Here is a 20,111-nt window from a genome sequence, read left to right as displayed (position 1 = left end):
CTGGATTACTACGCCACGCCGGAAACCTGGGGCGTCGCGCAGGCATTGGATCGCCTGCTGCTGGCACAAAATCGCTGGTTGCAGGCCAATGGCGGTGGGCAACCGTTGCTCACCACCGTCAGTGCTTTGGTCATGCGCGGCAGGCGATTTACCTTGGCCCATGTCGGCGATTGCCGGGTTTATCGCTGGCACGCCGACACTTTGCAGCGGGTCAGCGAGGATCACGTCTGGGACCAGCCGGGCATGCAGCATGTGCTCAAGCGAGCGTTGGGGCTCGATCAGCATTTGGTGCTGGATTTTCTCGATGGCGAACTGCGGCTGAACGAAAGTTTCGTACTGCTCAGCGATGGCATTTGGGCCGTGCTGGGCGACACCGCAATTGCGGCAATTCTGCGCGATCAACCGGATCTGAACAGCGCTGCGCAGACCTTGGTCAATGCGGCGCATCTGGCCGGCAGCCAGGACAACGCCAGCGCCTTGTTGGTGCGGGTCGATGCCCTCGGTGAAACGAGCATCGGCGATGCGTTGATTCATTTGCAGCAATGGCCGCTGCCGCCAGCCTTGAAACCAGGTCAGACTTTTGAAGGTTGGCAGGTCGAAGGGATACTCGGTCAGAGTCAGCAGTCGTTGCGCTATCGGGTGCGCGATGGGCAACAACAACCCTGGCTGCTGAAAACCTTGCCCGGTGCACTGCGCGACGATCACTTGGCCGGGCAGGCGCTGCTGTCGGAAGAATGGTTTCTCAAGCGCGTGGCCGGGCGGCATTTCCCTGAAGTCCATGCCGCCAGTCAGCGTCAGCATTTGTACTACGTGATGCGGGAACATTCCGGATCTACCTTGGCGGAACTGCACGCCGATGTCGGACCGCTGCCTCTGCCCCAATGGCAGGATTTGGCCGAACGCCTGCTGCGCGCCGTTGGCATGCTGCATCGACGGCAGATTCTCCATCGCGACATCAAACCGGAGAACCTGCTGCTGGGGGACGACGGCGAATTGCGCCTGCTGGACTTCGGTCTCGCCTACTGCCCCGGTCTGTCCGAAGACCAGCCTTCTGCCCTGCCCGGAACGCCCAGCTATATCGCGCCGGAAGCCTTTCGTGGGGAAACACCGACACCGCAACAGGACCTGTATGCCGTCGGCGTGACCTTGTACTTCCTGCTCACCGGGCATTATCCCCACGGCGAAATCGAAGCCTTCCAGCGCCCACGGTTCGGGGTTCCTGTCAGCGCCAGTCGCTATCGACCCGACCTGCCGGAATGGATTGCGCAAAGTCTGGAGTGCGCCGTGGCGGCGGATCCGGATCAACGCTTTGAAACGGCGGAAGAATGGTTGCTGCTGTTGGAACAGGGCGAGCGGCGCAGTTTGAGCGTGCGACCCAGACCGTTGCTGGAGCGCGAACCGTTGAAGGTCTGGCGGACCTTGGCGCTGGTGTCGTTACTGGTGAACCTGGTGCTGCTGTTTTTACTGTTTCATGGCTGAGTTTTTCACTGCACCCAAAAGATCAAAAGATCGCAGCCTGCGGCAGCTCCTACGGGTGCCCACGATCTCCTGTAGGAGCTGCCGTAGGCTGCGATCTTTTGACTTTTCTGCTTCAAAACCGGGCATCGCGCATTGAACCGGTGCACGGAAATACCCTCCTCCTATGACAAGAGCCCATAAATTCGGCATTTGTGCGACTTGGCACAACCACTGCATTACATCTTTCAACTTACATAAAGCCCAGCCTTCAACGACGAAGGATGCGCTTCCCGAGAGAACGGGACCAGGACAAAGGCGTCCTCGCTAGGCAACTAGCGGGACGCCTTTTTTTGTTTGCGCAAATTTTGTCGAGCAAGACCTGAAAGCCCTGATGAGGCGGGTCCGAGCTCCCCGGAGAACCTGATGAAAAAATTAAAACTGGTGATGATCGGCAACGGCATGGCCGGGGTTCGCACCCTGGAAGAACTGCTCAAGCTGAGCAATGAGTTGTACGACATCACGGTCTTCGGCGCCGAACCTCATACCAACTACAACCGCATCCTGCTCTCGCCGGTGCTGGCCGGCGAACAGACTTTCGAAGAGATCGTGCTCAACGATCTGGACTGGTACCTCGACAACAACATCAAGCTGCTGCTCAACCGCAAAGTGGTGGAGATCGACCGGGTCAAACGCCGGGTCATCGCCGAAGACGGCAGCGAGGCTGAATACGATCGTCTGCTGATCGCCACCGGCTCGATGCCGTTCATCCTGCCGATCCCCGGCAACACCTTGGACGGCGTGATCGGCTACCGCGACATCGCCGATACCCAGGCAATGATCGACACCGCGAAAACCCACAAGCACGCCGTTGTGATCGGTGGCGGCCTGCTCGGCCTGGAAGCCGCCAACGGCCTGATGCTGCGCGGCATGCACGTCACCGTGGTGCACATCGGTGAATGGCTGCTGGAACGGCAACTGGACAAAACCAGCGGTCAGTTGCTGCAAACCGCCCTGGAAGCCCGCGGCCTGCACTTTCGTCTTTGCGAGCAAACCCAGGCGCTGCACGATGCCGGCAATGGCCGGGTCGGCTCGGTTGAGTTCAAGAACGGCGACATCATCCCCGCCGACCTGGTGGTGATGGCCGCCGGTATTCGCCCCAACACCGAACTCGCGGAAAAATCCGGCATTCCCTGCAACCGCGGGATTCTGGTCAACGACACTCTGCAAACCTACGACCCACGCATCTACGCCATCGGCGAATGCGCCAGTCACCGCGGCATCGCTTACGGTCTGGTGGCGCCGCTGTTCGAACAGGCCAAGGTCTGCGCCAACCACCTCGCCCAACTGGGCTTCGCCACCTACAAAGGCTCGGTGACGTCGACCAAATTGAAAGTCACCGGCATCGACCTGTTCTCCGCCGGCGACTTCATGGGCGGCGAAGGCACCGAAACCATCACCCTCTCCGACCCTATCGGCGGGGTCTACAAAAAACTGGTGATCAAGGATGACGTGCTGGTCGGGGCCTGTCTGTACGGCGATACGGCAGACGGTGGCTGGTATTTCCGGCAGATCCGTGAGAACCACGCCATCGACGAGATCCGCGATCATTTAATGTTTGGTGAAAACTCCATTGGCGACGTAGGACATCAAGGCCAGGACAAAGCCATGAGCATGGCCGACACCGCCGAAGTCTGCGGCTGCAACGGTGTGTGCAAAGGCACCATCGTCAAGGCGATCCAGGAACACGGGCTGTTCAGCGTCGATGACGTCAAGAAACACACCAAGGCTGCCAGCTCCTGCGGTTCCTGCGCAGGCCTGGTGGAGCAGATACTGATCAACACCGTGGGCGGCGCAGCAGACGTCAAACCGAAAAGCGAAAAAGCCATTTGCGGTTGCAGCGACTTGAATCACGGGCAAATCCGCCAGGCCATCCGCGAGCAGCATCTGCTGACCATCGCCGGCACCATGAGCTATTTGAACTGGCGCATGCCGAACGGCTGCGCCACGTGCCGCCCGGCGCTCAACTACTACCTGATTTCCACCTGGCCGGGTGAAGCCAAGGACGACCCGCAATCGCGCCTGATCAACGAACGTGCCCACGCCAACATTCAAAAAGATGGCACTTACTCTGTAGTCCCACGGATGTGGGGCGGTGTGACCAATCCCTCGGAACTGCGGCGCATTGCCGACGTGGCCGACAAATACAACGTGCCAATGGTCAAGGTGACCGGCGGTCAGCGTATCGATTTGCTGGGGATCAAGAAGCAGGACCTGCCGGGCGTCTGGAAGGACCTCGACATGCCGTCCGGCCACGCCTACGGCAAATCCATCCGCACCGTGAAGACTTGCGTCGGCAGCGAGTTCTGCCGCTTCGGCACCCAGAATTCCACGCAACTGGGCATTGAGCTGGAGCACGACCTGTTCAACATGTGGTCGCCGCACAAAGTGAAACTGGCCGTCTCCGGTTGCCCTCGCAACTGTTCGGAAGCGGGCATCAAGGACGTCGGAATTATCGGCGTGGATTCAGGCTGGGAGATGTACATCGGTGGCAACGGCGGGATCAAAACCGAAGTCGCGGAATTCTTCGTCAAGCTCAAGACCGCCGAAGAAGTGCGTGAATACAACGGCGCGTTCCTGCAGCTCTATCGCGAAGAAGCTTTCTACCTCGAACGCACCGTGCACTACCTGCAACGGGTCGGCATGGAACACATCAAGAAAGCGGTACTGGAAGACCCGGAGCGGCGCAAGGCGCTCAACGATCGCTTGCAATTCTCCTTGTCGTTCGAACAGGACCCGTGGAAGGAACGCCTGGAACAACCGTTGCTGAAGAAAGAATTCGACGTCATCGCAGTGAAGAATCTGGAGGTGCCGGTATGAACTGGCTGGATATCTGCGCATTGGAAGAAATCAATGCCCTCGGCTCGCGGATCATCGCCGGCCCGAAAGGCGACATAGCGATTTTTCGTACCAGCGATGATGAGGTTTTCGCACTCGACGACCGCTGCCCGCACAAGGGCGGGCCACTGTCCCAAGGTTTGATCTACGGCAAACGGGTCGCCTGCCCGCTGCATAACTGGCAGATCGACCTGGAAACCGGCGAAGCCCAAGCCCCGGACATCGGTTGCGCTCACCACCATTCAGCACGGGTCGAGAATGGCCGGGTGTTGCTAGCCCTGCGGGAAGCAAGCTGATGAACCAGATCACCGCTTCCACCTGCTGCTATTGCGGGGTCGGCTGCGGCGTGCTGATCGAGCATGACGGCGAGCGCATTCTCGGCGTCAGCGGCGATCCGGCCCACCCGGCCAACTTCGGCAAACTGTGCAGCAAAGGCTCTACCTTACACCTGACCGGCGACCTCGCAGCCAGGGCGTTGTATCCCGAACTGCGCCTGGGCAAAGGCCTGGCCCGCAGCCGCACCGACTGGGACACCGCCCTCGATCACGCCGCCAGCGTTTTTGCCGAGACCCTCTTCGAACACGGCCCCGACAGCGTGGCGTTCTACATCTCCGGGCAATTACTGACCGAGGACTACTACGCCTTCAACAAACTGGCGCGAGCGCTGGTGGGCACCAACAACATCGACAGCAATTCGCGCCTGTGCATGTCTTCGGCAGTGGTCGGCTACAAGCGCAGCCTGGGCGCCGACGCACCGCCGTGCAGCTACGAAGACCTGGAATTGAGCGACTGCGTGATGATCGTCGGCAGCAACATGGCCTACGCCCACCCGATACTTTTCCGTCGCCTGGAGGAAGCGAAATCCCGCCGGCCGCAGATGAAAGTCATCGTCATCGACCCGCGTCGTACCGACACCTGCGATCTGGCTGACCTGCACCTGGCGATTCTGCCAGGCACCGATGTCGCCTTATTCCATGGGATTTTGCACCTGCTGCTGTGGGAAGACTGGGTCGATCGCGACTTCATCAAGGCCCACACCGAAGGCTTGGCCGAACTGAAAAACCTGGTGCGCGACTACACGCCGCAGATGGTTTCTCAGCTCTGCGGGATCAGCGTCGAGCAACTGCAGCAATGCGCCGAATGGATTGGCACTTCACCGAGCTTCCTGTCGCTTTGGTGCATGGGCTTGAACCAGTCCACCGCCGGCAGCGCGAAAAACAGCGCACTGATCAACCTGCACCTGGCTACCGGGCAAATCGGCCGCCCCGGCGCAGGACCTTTCTCGCTGACCGGTCAGCCGAATGCCATGGGTGGCCGCGAAACCGGCAGCTTGTCGAACCTGTTGCCAGGCCATCGCGAGGCTGCCAATGCCGAACATCGCGCGGAAGTGGCAGCCTATTGGGGCGTTGAACAACTCCCCGAAAACACCGGGCTTACCGCCATTGAACTGTTCGATCAGGTGCGCAGCGGCAAGATCAAGGCGCTGTGGATCGCCTGCACCAACCCTGCGCAATCAATGCCGGATCAAACCGCCGTGCGCGCGGCACTGCAAGCCTGCCCGTTCGTGGTGTTGCAGGAGGCCTTCCGCACCACCGAAACCGCCGCGTTTGCCGACCTGTTGCTGCCCGCCGCCAGTTGGGGCGAAAAGGACGGCACGATGACCAACTCTGAACGTCGCATTTCCCACGTTCGCCGAGCCATCGTCGCGCCCGGTGAAGCACGCTCTGACTGGTCGATCACGGTGGATTTCGCACAGCGCCTGGAAAAATATCTGCGTCCTGGGCAAACCAGCCTGTTTGCCTTTGAAAAACCGGCGCAGGTCTTCGACGAGTACAAGCAATTGACCCGCGGGCGTGATCTGGACTTGTCCGGCATCAGTCATGAACTGATCGACCGCCTCGGTCCGCAGCAATGGCCCTTCCCCACTGGCGCCAGCGAAGGCACAGCTCGACTGTATCTGGACGGAGTTTTCCCGACTGCCAGTGGACGTGCGCAATTCGTGGCCGACCCGTATCGCGCCGCCAAGGAACAACGCGACGCGCGCTTCCCGCTGACCTTGATCACCGGCCGCCTGCGGGATCAATGGCATGGCATGAGCCGCACCGGCACCGCCGCGCAGCTATTCGGTCATGTCAGCGAAGCTGTGTTGAGTTTGCACCCGGATGAACTGCGCCGGCATCGGCTGCAATCGGGCGACCTGGTCAGCCTGAAAAGTCGCCGTGGCGCAGTGATTGTCGCCGTCGGCGCTGACGATAGCGTGCGACCCGGCCAGGCCTTTCTACCGATGCATTGGGGTGATCGCTTCCTCAAGGGCGGCGTAAATACCCTCACTCTTCCCGCCTTCGACCCGCTATCCAAACAGCCCGAACTCAAACACAGCGGCGTGCGCCTGGAACCGGTGCAACTGCCGTGGAACCTGTTCGCCCTGATCGAGGGCGATGTTCAACAGCACTTTGAGACGCTACGACCGCTCTGCGAGGCGTTTTCCTACGTCAGCCTCAGCCTGACTGGCCGTGAACGCCCCGCGCTACTGATACGCGCTGCCAGCTCCGTCGCGCCCGATCCGCAACTGCTGCGTGATATCGATCAATGCCTGGGACTCAACGATGGCCCGGTTTTGGCTTACGACGACCCACGGCGCTCCATCGGTAAAAGGGTTCGGATCGAAAATGGCCGGATCACCGCGATTCGCCTGGCCGGTGAAACCCTTGCCCGACACTGGCTGCAAAGCCTGTGGCTGGAAGGTCGCGCCGACGAACAATTGAGGCGCTGGTTGCTGGCACCGCTGAGCGCCCCACCGGGCAACGCCAATACGCCGACCGCCGGTAACAAAACCCTGTGCAACTGCAAAAACGTCAGTCAAAGCGCGGTCTGCGCCGGCATTAGCCGCGGCATGGACCTGCAGGGTTTGAAACAAGAATTGGGCTGCGGCACGCAATGCGGCTCCTGCGTCCCGGAAATCAAGCGTTTGCTGGCCGCCACTGCGCAGCCGGTCGCCGTCACCTCGTGAGGAAAACACTATGAGCGCAAAAGTCTGGCTGGTGGGTGCGGGTCCTGGCGATCCGGAATTGTTGACCCTCAAGGCCGTGCGGGCGTTGAGCGAAGCGGATGTGGTGCTGATCGATGACCTGGTCAACGACGCGGTGCTGGAGCATTGCCCGCAGGCGCGGATCATTCCCGTGGGCAAGCGCGGCGGCTGTCGTTCCACACCTCAGGCATTCATTCATCGCCTGATGCTGCGTTACTCCCGCCACGGTAAATGCGTGGTGCGGCTCAAGGGTGGCGACCCGTGCATTTTTGGCCGGGGCGGCGAAGAGGCGCAGTGGCTGCGTGAACATGGGGTCGAAGTCGAACTGGTCAACGGCATCACTGCCGGGCTTGCCGGCGCAACGCAATGCGATATTCCGTTGACTCTGCGGGGCGTTGCGCGCGGCGTGACGCTGGTCACCGCCCACACTCAGGATGGCAGCAGTCTGAACTGGCAAGCCCTGGCCCAAGGTGGCACGACGCTGGTGGTGTATATGGGTGTCGCAAAATTGAGCGAGATTCGTGAGCAGTTGCTCGCCGGAGGAATGGCGGCGGATACACCGGTGGCAATGATTGAAAACGCTTCCCTGCCATGCCAACGGGAATGTCGGAGCGACCTGACGGCGATGGAAGAAGACGCCTGCAGCTTCGAGCTCAAAAGCCCGGCGATCCTGGTGATCGGTGCGGTCGCGGCCTGCGAAGAAAGTCAGAAGATCGCAGCCTTCGGCAGCTCCTACACAGCTTCTGCGTTCAACCTGGAGCTGCCGCAGGCTGCGATCTTTTAAAAGCGACGCAAACCCCAATCTGAAACCCAAATCGCAGACAAAGAAAAGCCCGGCCTAAGCCGGGCTTTTCAGAGCTGCGCGCTAATTACTTAGCGTTAGCTTCAACCTGCGCTTCTACGCGACGGTTTACAGCGCGACCAGCGTCAGTTTTGTTGTCAGCAACTGGGCGGGATTCGCCGTAGCCAACAGACTGAACGCGGGACGATTCAACACCGTACTGGTTGGTCAGAACTTGCTTAACGGCGTTTGCACGACGCTCGGACAGTTTCTGGTTGTAAGCGTCAGGACCGACGGAGTCAGTGTGACCTTCAACAGTAGTGCTGGTGGATGGGTACTGCTTCATGAAGTCAGCGAGGTTTTTGATGTCGCCGTAGCTGTTAGGCTTGACTACCGACTTGTCGAAGTCGAATTTCACGTCCAGCTCAACACGAACAACTTCAGCAACTGCTGGGCAGCCATCAGCGTCAACAGTTACGTTGGCTGGGGTGTCCGGGCACTTGTCAACGTTGTCGCAAACGCCATCGTTGTCACTGTCGGAGCAGACTTCAGCTGGTGCTGGAACTGGAGCAGCAGCAGGCTTGGAGCCGCCACCGAAGTTCACACCGATACCGACGCTTGGAGCCCACTCGGTGTCGCCCTGGTCGATGTTGTATTGAGCTTCAACGCCAGCACGGGCGTAGAAGTTCTCGGTGAAGTACAGCTTGGCACCGCCGCCAACGTTGGCGAAGGTGGAACGGTTACGACCGCCGGAGCCGTTCTGACCGATGCTTTGATCGGAGAAGCCAGCCGATACGTACGGACGCAGCATGTCGCCCGGGTTGTTGAAGTGGTACAGAGCGTCCAGAGCGGTGTTAGCGCCCTTGATGTTACGACCGTCGTCGGAACGCACGTTGTGCACTTCGTCGTAGCCCAGACGCAGTTCAACGTCGTCGGTCAAGAAGTAACCAACCGAACCACCGAACAGGTTGCCGTTGTTCTTGAAGTTACGAGCGCTGTCGAATTGTTCTTTCTTGGCGAAGCCTTCGATTTCAACTGCGCCTTGGCCTTGTGCCAGAGCGCCGAACGAAGTGGCGGCAATCAAAGAACCAATGGCCAAGCCCAAGGTGTTTTTCAGTTTCATCCGTTAAATCCCCATCTGGTGATTGTGAAGCAGTCCCGCAAACCGGGGGACAACTCGGCGGCAAGTCTATCAGAACTTGCCTACACGTAAGAGATATTTGCGCCGAACTAAGTTTCAGCAATGCCTGCAAATTTCTCACGCAATTTATCTAGAGCACGTTTGTAACGCATTTTTGTCGCACTCAAACCCATATGCATGATATCCGCGATCTCTTGAAATTCCAGCTCTGCGACAAATCGTAGCACCAGAATTTCACGGTCAATCGGGTTCACATACACTAACCAGCGATCGAGTCCACCCTTGTCCTCGGGTTTCGGCGCCTTTTCTTCAGACGCTTCCTCTAGGGGGTCCAGACTCAAAGCATCCATCAAGCGACGCTTTCGCCGTTCTTTCCGATACTGCGTGATGCACTCGTTGTACGTGATGCTATATAGCCATGTCTTGAACTTCGATTTGCCCTCGAAGTTCTTCAGGCCATACAGCACCTTCAACATCACTTCCTGACAGACATCGTCTGCGTCACGATCGTTCCCAAGATACCGTGCACAGACGTTAAATAATGTTCGCTGGTAACGCCGCATCAGTTCTTCATAGGCGCGCGTTACGTGAAACAGCTCGGTATGCGAGCGCGCGACCAACTCCTCATCAGAGAGCTCGCGGGGGTCGTAGCGCGTGGACAGCGATTGAGCTTTATTCAAAACAAGTCGGGCCGACAGTCAGGTCAATGTCCGCCGCAACCCTTTTCAGGGCATTTTTGCGGCGGCATACATTAGCAGGGTTTGCCGGGTTAGCGGCTACTCACATGCTGTTCCAGGAGGATCCGATTGGAGAGAGAGACTAGCTCACCCTCATCGGTCAGCAATGTGGTTTTAACCGTGCCGATCTCTTCGATCTGACCTTCGACCTCGCCAACACGCACTTGTTGCCCAACCTGATACAACTCACGCACATAGATTCCCGCAAGAATCTGACCGGCAATTTCCCGGCTTCCCAACCCCATGGCCAGCGCAACCGCCAGACCAACGGTAATCAATACGATCACAATCACGTGGTTGAGCAGGTCAGTCTTGACCTCCAACTGGCTGATTGCGACCGAAATACTGATGATAATCACCAGGCCCTGGGCAATTCTCCCCAGGCCCGCAGCGTAATCCAGCCCTACGCCCTCTGCCGCACCCCGCACCAGCCCATTGGCCAGTTGCGCGAGCAATACACCCACCAGCAGCACCAGCGCAGCGCCGAATACTTTCGGCAAATACAGCGCAAGCATGTCAAGCGTAGCCGAAACTCGCTCAAGTCCAAGGGATTCTGCGGCAGAAACCAGAAAAATCAGCAGAACGAACCAATAGACAATCTTGCCGATCAAGGTAGAGATCGGCACTTGAAGGCCGGCCCGGGACAGCAATTTGGTCAGTCCGGTGCCGCCCATCAGGCGATCGAGCCCCAGCTTGGCGAGCAACTTGGACAACAAAGTGTCCAAAAGTTTCGCAACGACGAAACCCAACAGCAGCACAACCAGTGCGCCGAACAGGTTCGGGATGAAATTTGCAACCTTGGTCCATAACGCAGTCATTGCAGTGACGAGGCTCTGAGTCCAGAGATCAAGTTCCATATTCAATCAGCCTTATCAGCAGTGCGAACGGTAGGTTTACGGTGGCGGGAAACCGGAGCGACATGGGCCGATCCGTTATTCAGGGCGATCATCAGCGCGGGCAGCCAGCGGCCCAGCAGGCTGAACAGATCACCGGCGCCGACCTGGCGGTTGGCGGTTTTCAGTACACGCCCAAGGCACGCATCATCGTCCCGGGTGGACGGTGATGCCTTGAGCATGTCACGCAAAGACTGTTCAAACGGATCGTGCATACGCACCTCTCGTGATGTCTGTGAAAGACGCGGTCAAATTTGCTCGGGTCACATGGCTCACCCTCAGACCCAGCGCAAACGTCGGAATAACCACCACTGCCCCAACGCCACCGAGACCATCATCAGGCACGCGATCAGGAAGCCATAGGGGCTTGCAGAGAACGGAATCCCGCCGACATTGATGCCTAAAAGACCCGCCAGAAAACTCATCGGCAAAAAGATCCCGGTGATGATCCCGAAGCGGTACATCGTGCGGTTCATTCGCACGCTCAAACGTCTATCTTCGGCCTCGAGGACCAACCCCACCCGCTCCCGGGTCAATTCCAGCTCTTCGAGATGCCGGGTCAGGCTGTTGTTCAATTCGTTCCAGTAATCACCGTCGTCTTCGACGAACCAAGGCAGTTTTATCCGTGTCAGCTGTCCGAATATTTCCCGCTGCGGCGCAAGAAAACGTTTCAGCGCAGCGGCCCTGCGACGGATCTGCAAAACGGCGCCGTGCTCGGGTGTATACCGTTCGTCGGCATCCAGCTTTTCTTCTTCCTCATCGACTACTTCCGAGAGGCAACTGACCAGATCCTGCACCTTGTTGGTGAGGTATTGCGCCATATAAAGGATGAGTTCTGACGCCGTTTTCGGTCCTTTGCCTTCGGCGAGCTGCACCAGCAACTCATCGGTGGCGCGCAACGGACGCAAACGCAGAGAAATAACCCGCTGGGCTGACCCAAAAATCCGCACCGAAACCATGTCTTCCGGCTCGGCGCCCGGATTCAGGTTGACCCCACGCAAAAATAGCAGCAGTTCGCTGTCCGAAAGCTGTAAAAGACGCGGTCGGGTGTTTTCTTCAAGCAACAGATCACAGCTGAATTCGCTCAGACCGCTGGATTTTCGCAACCAGGTCCGGGTTTGCGGGTGACTGCGATCCCAATGCAGCCACAGGCTTTCATGGGCCTGCAGCTGCAAGCCATCGAGTTCAGTCCGGGCTATCGAACGCGCACCGCCTTTACCGTCCAGCACCAGAGCATGCACCAGCCCCCACTGCGCGTTTTCTTCCTCGAACATCCTCATCCCTATTCTTGAAACAAAAAGTCAGCGGTGCTTTATTCAGGCATCGCAAGCGGACTTGGCGAGATGATCACGCCGTTGTTGTCCGCATAGATGTAGTGACCTGGATGGAAGGTCACGCCAGCAAAGGTTACGGCTACGTTGAGATCGCCGATGCCGCGTTTGTCGGTTTTCATCGGGTGGCTGGCAAGGGCCTGAACCCCCAGGTCGGTTTGCGCAATGACGTCGACGTCACGGATGCAACCGTAGATCACCAGCCCTTCCCAACCGTTTTTCGCGGCTTTCTCGGCGATCAGGTCGCCCAGCAGCGCACGACGCAGGGAACCACCACCGTCGACCACCAACACCTTGCCATTGCCCTTGAGCTCGGCTTGTTCCTTGACCAGCGAGTTGTCTTCGAAGCATTTGATGGTCACGATTTCGCCGCCGAAAGAATCACGGCCACCGAAATTGCTGAACATCGGTTCCAGCACCTGCACCAGCTCCGGGTAGGCGTCGCACAGGTCAGGCGTGAGGTAATGATTCATCGAGAAACTCCTGTAAAGAGGAAGACAATCGAGGGTGTCGAAACGTGACCAGAACAGCTCAATGCGTCATATCTTAGCCGCAAGCCGAACAGAGCGAAATGCCCATGTTAGAGCATCAGGCTCAGACCGCCGTGGCCAGATCCGGTTTTTCACCCAGCAATGGCGTCTGCTGATCTGCCAACCAGCGCGCCACCAGCGGCCAGACTTCAGTCTGGGCGGCTTTGCTGACGAGCATCTCCACATGACCGAAATTATCGCCAAAGCCCTGCTCGCGACCCAGGTTGATAAATTGCTTATGCTCGGAACCCACCTGATCGAACAGCTTGCGACAAGCCCAGGTCGGGTCCTGATGGTCACCTGCGGCACTCACGGCCAATACCGGTAACTGAACGTCGGCCAATCCGGCCCACCAATCCTTGTCGGCATCGCCAAAGCGCCCGAACAGGCCATACCAGCGCATGCTTTCCAGGGCCAGGCCAATGGGCTCGTCCTCCGGGCCGCGCTTAAGCCGGGAACCGGACAGCTGGGCAAAGCGTTTGAGAATGAAGCGCCCGCTCCACTCCACCGGCGGAATCTTCAATGGCCAGTAGGTGCGACTCACTTGCGTACCGAAAAACGCCGCGGAAGCCACCACCGGCTCGCCGATGTACTCACCACCCAATGCCGCCGCCAAGGTAATCCCGCCCAGCGAGTGACCGATCCAGTGCGGGATCTGGCCGCTCTGCTCGCGCACGAACGCGCCAATGGCCGGCAAATCGTAACGGGCGTAGTCGGCAACGCGGTTCTTGCGGTAGTTCTGGTTACGCTGGGACAGGCCATGGCCGCGCATTTCGGGAATCCATACATCGAATCCCAGACGCGTCAGATAGGCGCCCAGTCCAAGCCCCTTCGGGGAAAACCAGAACCGGCGATTGGAAAAGCTGCCGTGAAGCAAAATAACCGGAACGCCACGCGCGTCTGAGCCATCCGCCATGCCCAGGCGCGTCACAGCCAGTTCGACGGTGCCGTCAGGGCTGTTGCCGGGTTTCAGACGATAGACGTCTTCGCTCAGATCGCCGCGCCGCTCGGCGCTGATCAGGGCGACAGGAAATAGGTTGCTGCTGCTTTGCATAATGCTCTTGCACAAAAAAGGGCGGCATACAAAGGAGCCCGCCCTACTTGATTCTTAAAGCCTCGGCCACTTGACCGAGGCTTCATTCACATCAAGCCGAAGCTTGACCTTCAGCCAGGAAGAACCAGGTTTCCAGTACGGAATCGGGGTTCAACGAAACGCTTTCGATGCCCTGCTCCATCAGCCATTTGGCCAGATCAGGGTGGTCCGAAGGACCCTGACCGCAAATACCGATGTACTTGCCAGCCTTGTTGCAGGCCTGAATCGCGTTGGCCAGCAGCTTCTTGACCGCCGGATTACGCTCGTCGAACAGGTGCGCGATGATCCCGGAGTCACGGTCCAGGCCCAGGGTCAACTGGGTCAGGTCGTTGGAACCGATGGAGAAGCCGTCGAAGAATTCGAGGAACTCTTCGGCCAGGATCGCGTTGGACGGCAGCTCGCACATCATGATGATGCGCAGACCATTCTCGCCGCGGGCCAGGCCATTTTCGGCCAACAGATCGATCACTTGGCTAGCTTCACCCAGTGTACGGACGAACGGCACCATGATTTCAACGTTGGTCAGGCCCATCTCGTTGCGCACACGCTTGAGGGCGCGGCACTCGAGCTCGAAGCAGTCACGGAACGCTTCGCTGATGTAACGCGAAGCACCGCGAAAGCCCAGCATCGGGTTTTCTTCTTCCGGCTCGTAGAGCTTGCCGCCGATCAGGTTGGCGTATTCGTTGGACTTGAAGTCCGACAGACGCACGATGACCTTTTTCGGGGTGAACGCAGCGGCCAGGGTGCTGATGCCTTCAACCAGTTTGTCGACATAGAAGCCGACCGGATCGTCGTAACCGGCGATGCGCTTGTCGACGCTGTCCTTGATGTCCTGCGGCAGACCGTCGTAGTTCAACAGCGCTTTGGGGTGAACACCGATCATGCGGTTGATGATGAACTCCAGACGGGCCAGGCCCACACCGGCGTTCGGCAGCTGTGCGAAATCGAAGGCGCGATCCGGGTTGCCGACGTTCATCATGATCTTGAACGGCAGATCAGGCATGGCGTCCACGGAGTTTTTCTTGATGTCGAAGCCCAACTCGCCTTCGAAGATGTAACCGGTGTCACCTTCAGCGCAGGAAACGGTCACGCCCTGGCCGTCTTTCAACAGCTGGGTGGCGTTGCCGCAACCGACCACGGCCGGGATGCCCAGCTCGCGAGCGATGATCGCCGCGTGGCAAGTACGGCCGCCACGGTTGGTGACAATGGCGCTGGCGCGCTTCATGACCGGTTCCCAGTCCGGGTCGGTCATGTCGGAGACCAGTACGTCGCCGGGCTGGACTTTGTCCATCTCGGACACGTCCTTGATGATGCGAACCTTGCCCGCGCCGATGCGCTGGCCGATGGCGCGACCTTCAACCAGCACGGTGCCGGTTTCTTTCAACAGGTAGCGTTCCATGACATTGGCCGAGGTGCGGCTCTTCACGGTTTCAGGACGGGCCTGAACGATGTAGAGCTTGCCGTCGTCGCCGTCTTTGGCCCATTCGATGTCCATCGGGCACTTGTAGTGCTTCTCGATGATCATCGCTTGTTTGGCCAGTTCGCTGACTTCGGCGTCGCTCAGGCAGAAACGTGCGCGGTCAGCCTTGTCGACGTCGATGGTCTTGACCGACTTACCGGCCGTGGCGACTTCGCCGTAGATCATCTTGATGGCTTTGCTACCCAGGTTGCGACGCAGGATGGCCGGACGACCGGCTGCCAGCGTGCCTTTGTGGACGTAGAACTCATCCGGGTTCACCGCGCCTTGTACGACGGTTTCACCCAGGCCGTAGGCGCCGGTGATGAACACCACGTCACGGAAGCCCGATTCGGTATCGAGGGTGAACATCACGCCGGCGGTGCCGGTTTCGGAGCGGACCATGCGCTGCACGCCAGCCGACAGGGCTACCAGCTTGTGGTCGAAGCCCTGATGGACGCGGTAGGAAATCGCGCGGTCGTTAAACAGGGAAGCGAACACCTCTTTGGCGGCGCGAATAACGTTTTCGACACCACGGATGTTCAGGAAGGTTTCCTGCTGACCGGCAAAGGAAGCGTCCGGCAGGTCTTCGGCGGTAGCGGAAGAGCGCACGGCAACGGCCATGTCAGGGTTGCCGGCCGACAGCGTGGCGAACGCGGTGCGGATCTCGGCGTTGAGCTTCTCGGGGAATTCGGCTTCCATGATCCATTGACGGATCTGGGCGCCGGTCTTGGCCAGGGCGTTGACATCGTCGACGTCCAGGGCGTCGAGGGCGGCGTGGATCTGATCGTTCAGGCCGCTCAGCTCGAGAAAATCACGATAAGCCTGAGCTGTCGTGGCGAAGCCACCGGGCACCGATACACCGGCACCTGCAAGGTTACTGATCATCTCGCCCAGGGATGCGTTCTTGCCCCCTACGTGCTCTACATCATGGACGCCGAGCTTATCGAGGGAAACTACGTACTCTACCAAGGTGATCTCTCCACTAACTGTGTTGGAAAAGCTCAGAAGCTGGCTGCTCTAAGGAGCGTTTGCCAGCTGTATGGCCTGGACCTGGAAAATAAGTGAGAATGCGGGCCACTGGCGGCCGGCAAATCGCGCCTACTATATCCAAGATTCGTCACAAGTGTCCTGTGTCGCAAGTGCGTGCCTTTTTGGCGAGTGACTGTTGTTGCCAGACAAGGCGCCGTGAAAAGTCATAGCTGGCTATGGCGAGGAGCGGCAACGTAGTATGGCGACAACAGGCGCCGCCAAAAGGTACGCACTTGTGATACAGGACACTCACTTAAGGCCCAAGGTGCAAATGAAACGATCTGCTTTCTTTATTTCCGACGGCACCGGCATCACAGCCGAGACCCTCGGCCAAAGCCTCCTGGCGCAGTTCGAAAACATTACCTTCAGCAAATTCACGCGGCCATACATCGACAACGTGGATAAAGCGCGGGCCATGGTACAACAAATCAACAAAGCCGCCGAAACCGACGGCTTTCGGCCGATCATCTTCGACACCATTGTCAATCAGGACATCCGTGAGATCCTCGCAACGTCCAATGGTTTCATGATCGACATTTTCTCGACCTTCCTGGCGCCTCTCGAACAGGAATTGACCGAGCATTCTTCCTACACCGTCGGCAAGTCCCACTCGATTGGCAGCAACTCCAATTACATGGAGCGGATCGAGGCGGTGAACTTCGCCCTCGACAACGACGACGGTGCGCGCACGCATTATTACGACAAGGCGGACCTGATCCTAGTGGGCGTGTCGCGTTGTGGTAAGACGCCGACGTGCCTGTACATGGCCATGCAATTCGGCATCCGTGCGGCCAACTACCCGCTGACCGAAGACGACATGGAACGCCTGCAACTGCCAGGCACCCTGCGTGCCCACCAGCACAAACTGTTCGGCCTGACCATCGACCCGGACCGCCTCACCGCGATCCGCAACGAGCGCAAGCCCAACAGCCGCTATTCAAGCTACGCCCAGTGCGAATTCGAAGTGCGCGAGGTGGAGAATCTGTTCCGTCGCGAGAACATTCCGCACATCAATTCCACGCACTTCTCCGTTGAAGAAATTTCCGCGAAGATTTTGGTGGAGAAAGGTGTGGAGCGGCGCTTTAAGTAGGTTTTCGGCGACAGCAACACCGCTATCGCGAGCAAGCTCGCTCCCACAGGGGGATCAATGTCGAACACAACCTCTGTGTTCACTGAAGATCAAATGTGGGAGCGAGCTTGCTCGCGAAGAACGATTACACGGTCTCTGCCAATGCTGCCGCCAATGCGTCAAACCCACCCAGCAACAACCGATCATCCCCCGCCGAATTACAAACACTCGCCCTGATGAACTGCGGCACCGCCCCATGCCCGACCGCAAACATCTCGGCAGTAGCCACCAGATAATTTTTTTCCTTAAGCTCCTCAGAAATCTGCGAAGCCCGCCACGGCTCTGGCACCTCGACCCAGAAGTGCGGGCTATGGGAATGGGTTTTGTACGCCAAACCCTCCAGCACACCACTCACCAACGCCTTGCGCCGACCGATCTCGGCAATCTGCTGGCCCAGCAACTGCTCGGCAATGCCGTTTTCTATCCACAGACTCGCCACCTCCAGCGACAGCGGGCTGGCCATCCAGCACGTCCCGCGTACGGCTGCGCTCAAGCGACCGATCAACGGTTGCGGCGCATGCAGGTAACCGACTCGCAAACCCGCCGAAACCACCTTGCTCAGACTGCCGATCAGCACCGAGCGCTCCGGGGCGAAATGGCTCAAGGGCAACGGTCGCTGTTGAGCCAATACCGCGTGGGCTTCGTCTTCAAAGATCAACAGATTGTGCTGCCGACAGACCTCTGCAATCGCCTCCCGCCGTGCGACGGACATCACGGCAGCCGTAGGATTCTGGATCGTCGGTGTGCAATACAGCGCCGACACACGATGGTGGCGGCAAACCTCCTCCAGGGCATCGGGCATCAGTCCTTCATCATCCATCTCGACGCCGATGAGTTTTATCCCGAGCTGGCGTGCGACGCTGATCAACCCCGGGTAGGTCAGGTGCTCCGTCACCAACGTATCACCCGCCTTGAGCAACCCCATCAAGGCACACAACAGACCGTGCTGACCGCCGTTCACGCAAACGACCTGCTCGGCATTCGGTACAAACTCTTTATGCCTGAGCCAGTGCGCGCCCGCCGCACGATAGCGTGGCAAACCGACATCGGCGGTGTAGCCGCTGATGTGTTGCAACGCCTCAGGATCAAGGGACAACGCTTGCAGGCTCTGACTCAAAAAAAGCGTTTCCTGCCCCGGAATCGGTTGATTGCGGCTCATGTCAAAAAACGCCCGAGGCTCATCACTGACATTGCGAAAGCCACCATCCCGCGGTCGTTCCATTCCGCGCTGACGTACATACGTGCCGTCGCCCACCCGCGCGACCACCAATCCCACACGTTCGAGTTCACCGTAAGCGCGACTGATGGTGCCGATGGTCACGCCGAGGCTATCCGCCAACAACCGATGAGGCGGCAATTTGCAGCCGGGCTCGATCAGCCCTTCAGCGACGCCTTTTTCGATCCCGTCGGCAAGGCGCTTGTATTTCACCCCCAGACCGTTCGCCAGACCGTCGCGCAGGATTGACACCATGGCAATACTTGTTTTGACAGTCATTCCAGCCCCGAATAGCGTGCTTGAAACAGGTTCAATCAGGGATAGACCTTTTGCAGATGAAGGTCAATTCCGAACACAAAAGGAGCTCGCTCATGTCCATTGCCGTCAGTGCACCTTCATGTACTGCAAAACCCTGGCTCGCCGCCTTGGTCACCAGCGTGCTGTTCCTGATCGTGTGCCTGAGCTGGGGCACCACCTGGCTCGGGATCAAGATCGCCGTTGAAAGCGTCCCGCCGCTGACCGCCGCCGGCCTGCGGTTCCTCATCGCCTTCCCACTCTTTCTCGGCTTCGCCCTGATCCGTCGTGAACCGCTGCTGTTTCCCAAGGAAAGCCGCTGGTTCTTTGTCTTCGTCACGTTGACGTATTTCAGCCTGCCGTACTACTTGCTGAACTACGGCGAGATGCACGTTTCGTCCGGCCTGACGGCGCTGCTGTTCAGCTGCATGCCGGTGTTCATCCTGCTGTTTTCCGCGCTGTTTCTGCGGGAGAAAATCTACCCCTCGCAAGTGCTCGGCATCGCTATCGGTTTCGGCAGCCTGTTCATGATCATCCGCAGCCAGGGGTTGCATCTGGACCATGCTGAATTGTTCGGGGTGTTGGCGATCCTCTGCGCCGCGGTGATGCATGCGCTGTGTTACGTGGTGACGAAAAAACACGGTACGGCGATCAGCGTCATCACCTACAACACGCTGCCCATTGGCATCGCCGGGCTGATGCTGCTTGTCGCCGGATTGAGTGTCGAAGCACCGGTGTTCGATGCCATCACCGCGCGTTCGTGGAGCGCCCTGCTTTATCTGGGACTGGTGGCGTCGGTGGGCGGGTTTATCGTTTACTTCCTGCTGCTCAAGCGACTGAGCCCGATCATTCTGTCGTTTGTGTTCATCATTTTTCCGGTGTTCGCGGTGGTCATTGGTGCCTGGTACGAGGGGCAAGCTTTATCCCAGGAACTGATGATGTACTCGGCGATTTTGCTGACGGGGTTTGCGATCACCAAATTGCCAATAGAAAAATGGCTGACACGGCCCCTGTAGGAGCTGCCGAAGGCTGCGATCTTTTGATTCTGCTTTTAAAAAAAAGATCAAAAGATCGCAGCCTTCGGCAGCTCCTACGGG

At 58.6% G+C, this 20,111-nt stretch carries 16 protein-coding genes; 7 read left to right on the top strand and 9 right to left on the bottom strand.

From position 1 onward, the window contains the following. The 5 genes from WLY71_RS18110 to cobA form a co-directional block, all read left to right on the top strand. The coding region (locus WLY71_RS18110; protein WP_347804626.1) for a bifunctional protein-serine/threonine kinase/phosphatase at positions 1-1,479 on the top strand (1,479 nt) is incomplete at its 5' end. A gap of 402 nt (positions 1,480-1,881) precedes the next feature. Next, positions 1,882-4,335 (top strand): nitrite reductase large subunit NirB, encoded by a 2,454-nt coding sequence (gene nirB, locus WLY71_RS18105; RefSeq protein ID WP_347804625.1) that lies wholly within the window; start codon positions 1,882-1,884, stop codon positions 4,333-4,335. Beyond that, the gene (nirD, locus tag WLY71_RS18100) at positions 4,332-4,649 is read left to right on the top strand and encodes a nitrite reductase small subunit NirD (protein ID WP_008146292.1); all 318 of its coding nucleotides are present in this window, start codon (positions 4,332-4,334) and stop codon (positions 4,647-4,649) included. Before nirB ends, nirD begins: the two co-directional genes overlap by 4 nt. Next, positions 4,649-7,363, top strand: coding sequence for a nitrate reductase (locus tag WLY71_RS18095; protein WP_347804624.1), 2,715 nt, complete (start codon positions 4,649-4,651; stop codon positions 7,361-7,363). Before nirD ends, WLY71_RS18095 begins: the two co-directional genes overlap by 1 nt. A gap of 10 nt (positions 7,364-7,373) precedes the next feature. Then, positions 7,374-8,165, top strand: coding sequence for a uroporphyrinogen-III C-methyltransferase (cobA, locus tag WLY71_RS18090; protein WP_347804623.1), 792 nt, complete (start codon positions 7,374-7,376; stop codon positions 8,163-8,165). Between the two features lie 85 nt (positions 8,166-8,250). Here the strand turns inward: cobA and WLY71_RS18085 are convergent, their stop codons facing one another. From WLY71_RS18085 to ppsA, 8 genes are all read right to left on the bottom strand, one after another. Further along, positions 8,251-9,285, bottom strand: a complete 1,035-nt coding sequence (locus WLY71_RS18085; protein WP_347804622.1) for an OmpA family protein — start codon at positions 9,283-9,285, stop codon at positions 8,251-8,253. A gap of 107 nt (positions 9,286-9,392) precedes the next feature. Next, a complete protein-coding gene (sigX, locus tag WLY71_RS18080) occupies positions 9,393-9,983 on the bottom strand; it encodes an RNA polymerase sigma factor SigX (protein WP_008146300.1) in 591 nt (196 codons plus the stop codon). A gap of 89 nt (positions 9,984-10,072) precedes the next feature. Further along, on the bottom strand, positions 10,073-10,897 hold the full coding sequence (locus tag WLY71_RS18075) for a mechanosensitive ion channel family protein (protein ID WP_008027407.1): 825 nt from the start codon (positions 10,895-10,897) through the stop codon (positions 10,073-10,075). 2 nt (positions 10,898-10,899) lie between these two features. After that, a complete protein-coding gene (locus tag WLY71_RS18070) occupies positions 10,900-11,148 on the bottom strand; it encodes a hypothetical protein (protein ID WP_008146303.1) in 249 nt (82 codons plus the stop codon). A gap of 63 nt (positions 11,149-11,211) precedes the next feature. Further along, positions 11,212-12,207 carry a zinc transporter ZntB gene (locus tag WLY71_RS18065; RefSeq protein ID WP_347804621.1) on the bottom strand — a complete coding sequence of 332 codons (996 nt, stop codon included), beginning with the start codon at positions 12,205-12,207 and terminating at the stop codon, positions 11,212-11,214. Positions 12,208-12,245: 38 nt separating this feature from the next. Next, positions 12,246-12,737 carry a ribonuclease E activity regulator RraA gene (gene rraA / locus WLY71_RS18060; protein WP_347804620.1) on the bottom strand — a complete coding sequence of 164 codons (492 nt, stop codon included), beginning with the start codon at positions 12,735-12,737 and terminating at the stop codon, positions 12,246-12,248. Between the two features lie 121 nt (positions 12,738-12,858). Next, entirely contained in the window at positions 12,859-13,848 is a 990-nt protein-coding gene (locus tag WLY71_RS18055) for an alpha/beta fold hydrolase (RefSeq protein WP_347804619.1), read from the bottom strand. Positions 13,849-13,939: 91 nt separating this feature from the next. Beyond that, positions 13,940-16,315, bottom strand: a complete 2,376-nt coding sequence (ppsA, locus tag WLY71_RS18050) for a phosphoenolpyruvate synthase (RefSeq protein ID WP_095128801.1) — start codon at positions 16,313-16,315, stop codon at positions 13,940-13,942. Between the two features lie 331 nt (positions 16,316-16,646). Between ppsA and ppsR the strand changes: the two genes are divergently transcribed. Further along, complete coding sequence (gene ppsR / locus WLY71_RS18045; RefSeq protein ID WP_046053150.1) at positions 16,647-17,465, top strand: posphoenolpyruvate synthetase regulatory kinase/phosphorylase PpsR; 819 nt, start codon at positions 16,647-16,649, stop codon at positions 17,463-17,465. 124 nt (positions 17,466-17,589) lie between these two features. On the opposite strand, the gene WLY71_RS18040 is transcribed toward ppsR, so the two are convergent. After that, entirely contained in the window at positions 17,590-18,999 is a 1,410-nt protein-coding gene (locus WLY71_RS18040) for an aminotransferase-like domain-containing protein (RefSeq protein WP_347804618.1), read from the bottom strand. A gap of 92 nt (positions 19,000-19,091) precedes the next feature. Between WLY71_RS18040 and WLY71_RS18035 the strand changes: the two genes are divergently transcribed. After that, a complete protein-coding gene (locus WLY71_RS18035; protein WP_347804617.1) occupies positions 19,092-20,030 on the top strand; it encodes a DMT family transporter in 939 nt (312 codons plus the stop codon). Positions 20,031-20,111: the final 81 nt, after the last annotated feature.

Source organism: Pseudomonas rossensis, assembly GCF_039888995.1.
GTDB classification, from domain to species: Bacteria; Pseudomonadota; Gammaproteobacteria; order Pseudomonadales; family Pseudomonadaceae; genus Aquipseudomonas; species Aquipseudomonas rossensis.
This window is presented reverse-complemented; position numbering and strand designations above follow the sequence as displayed.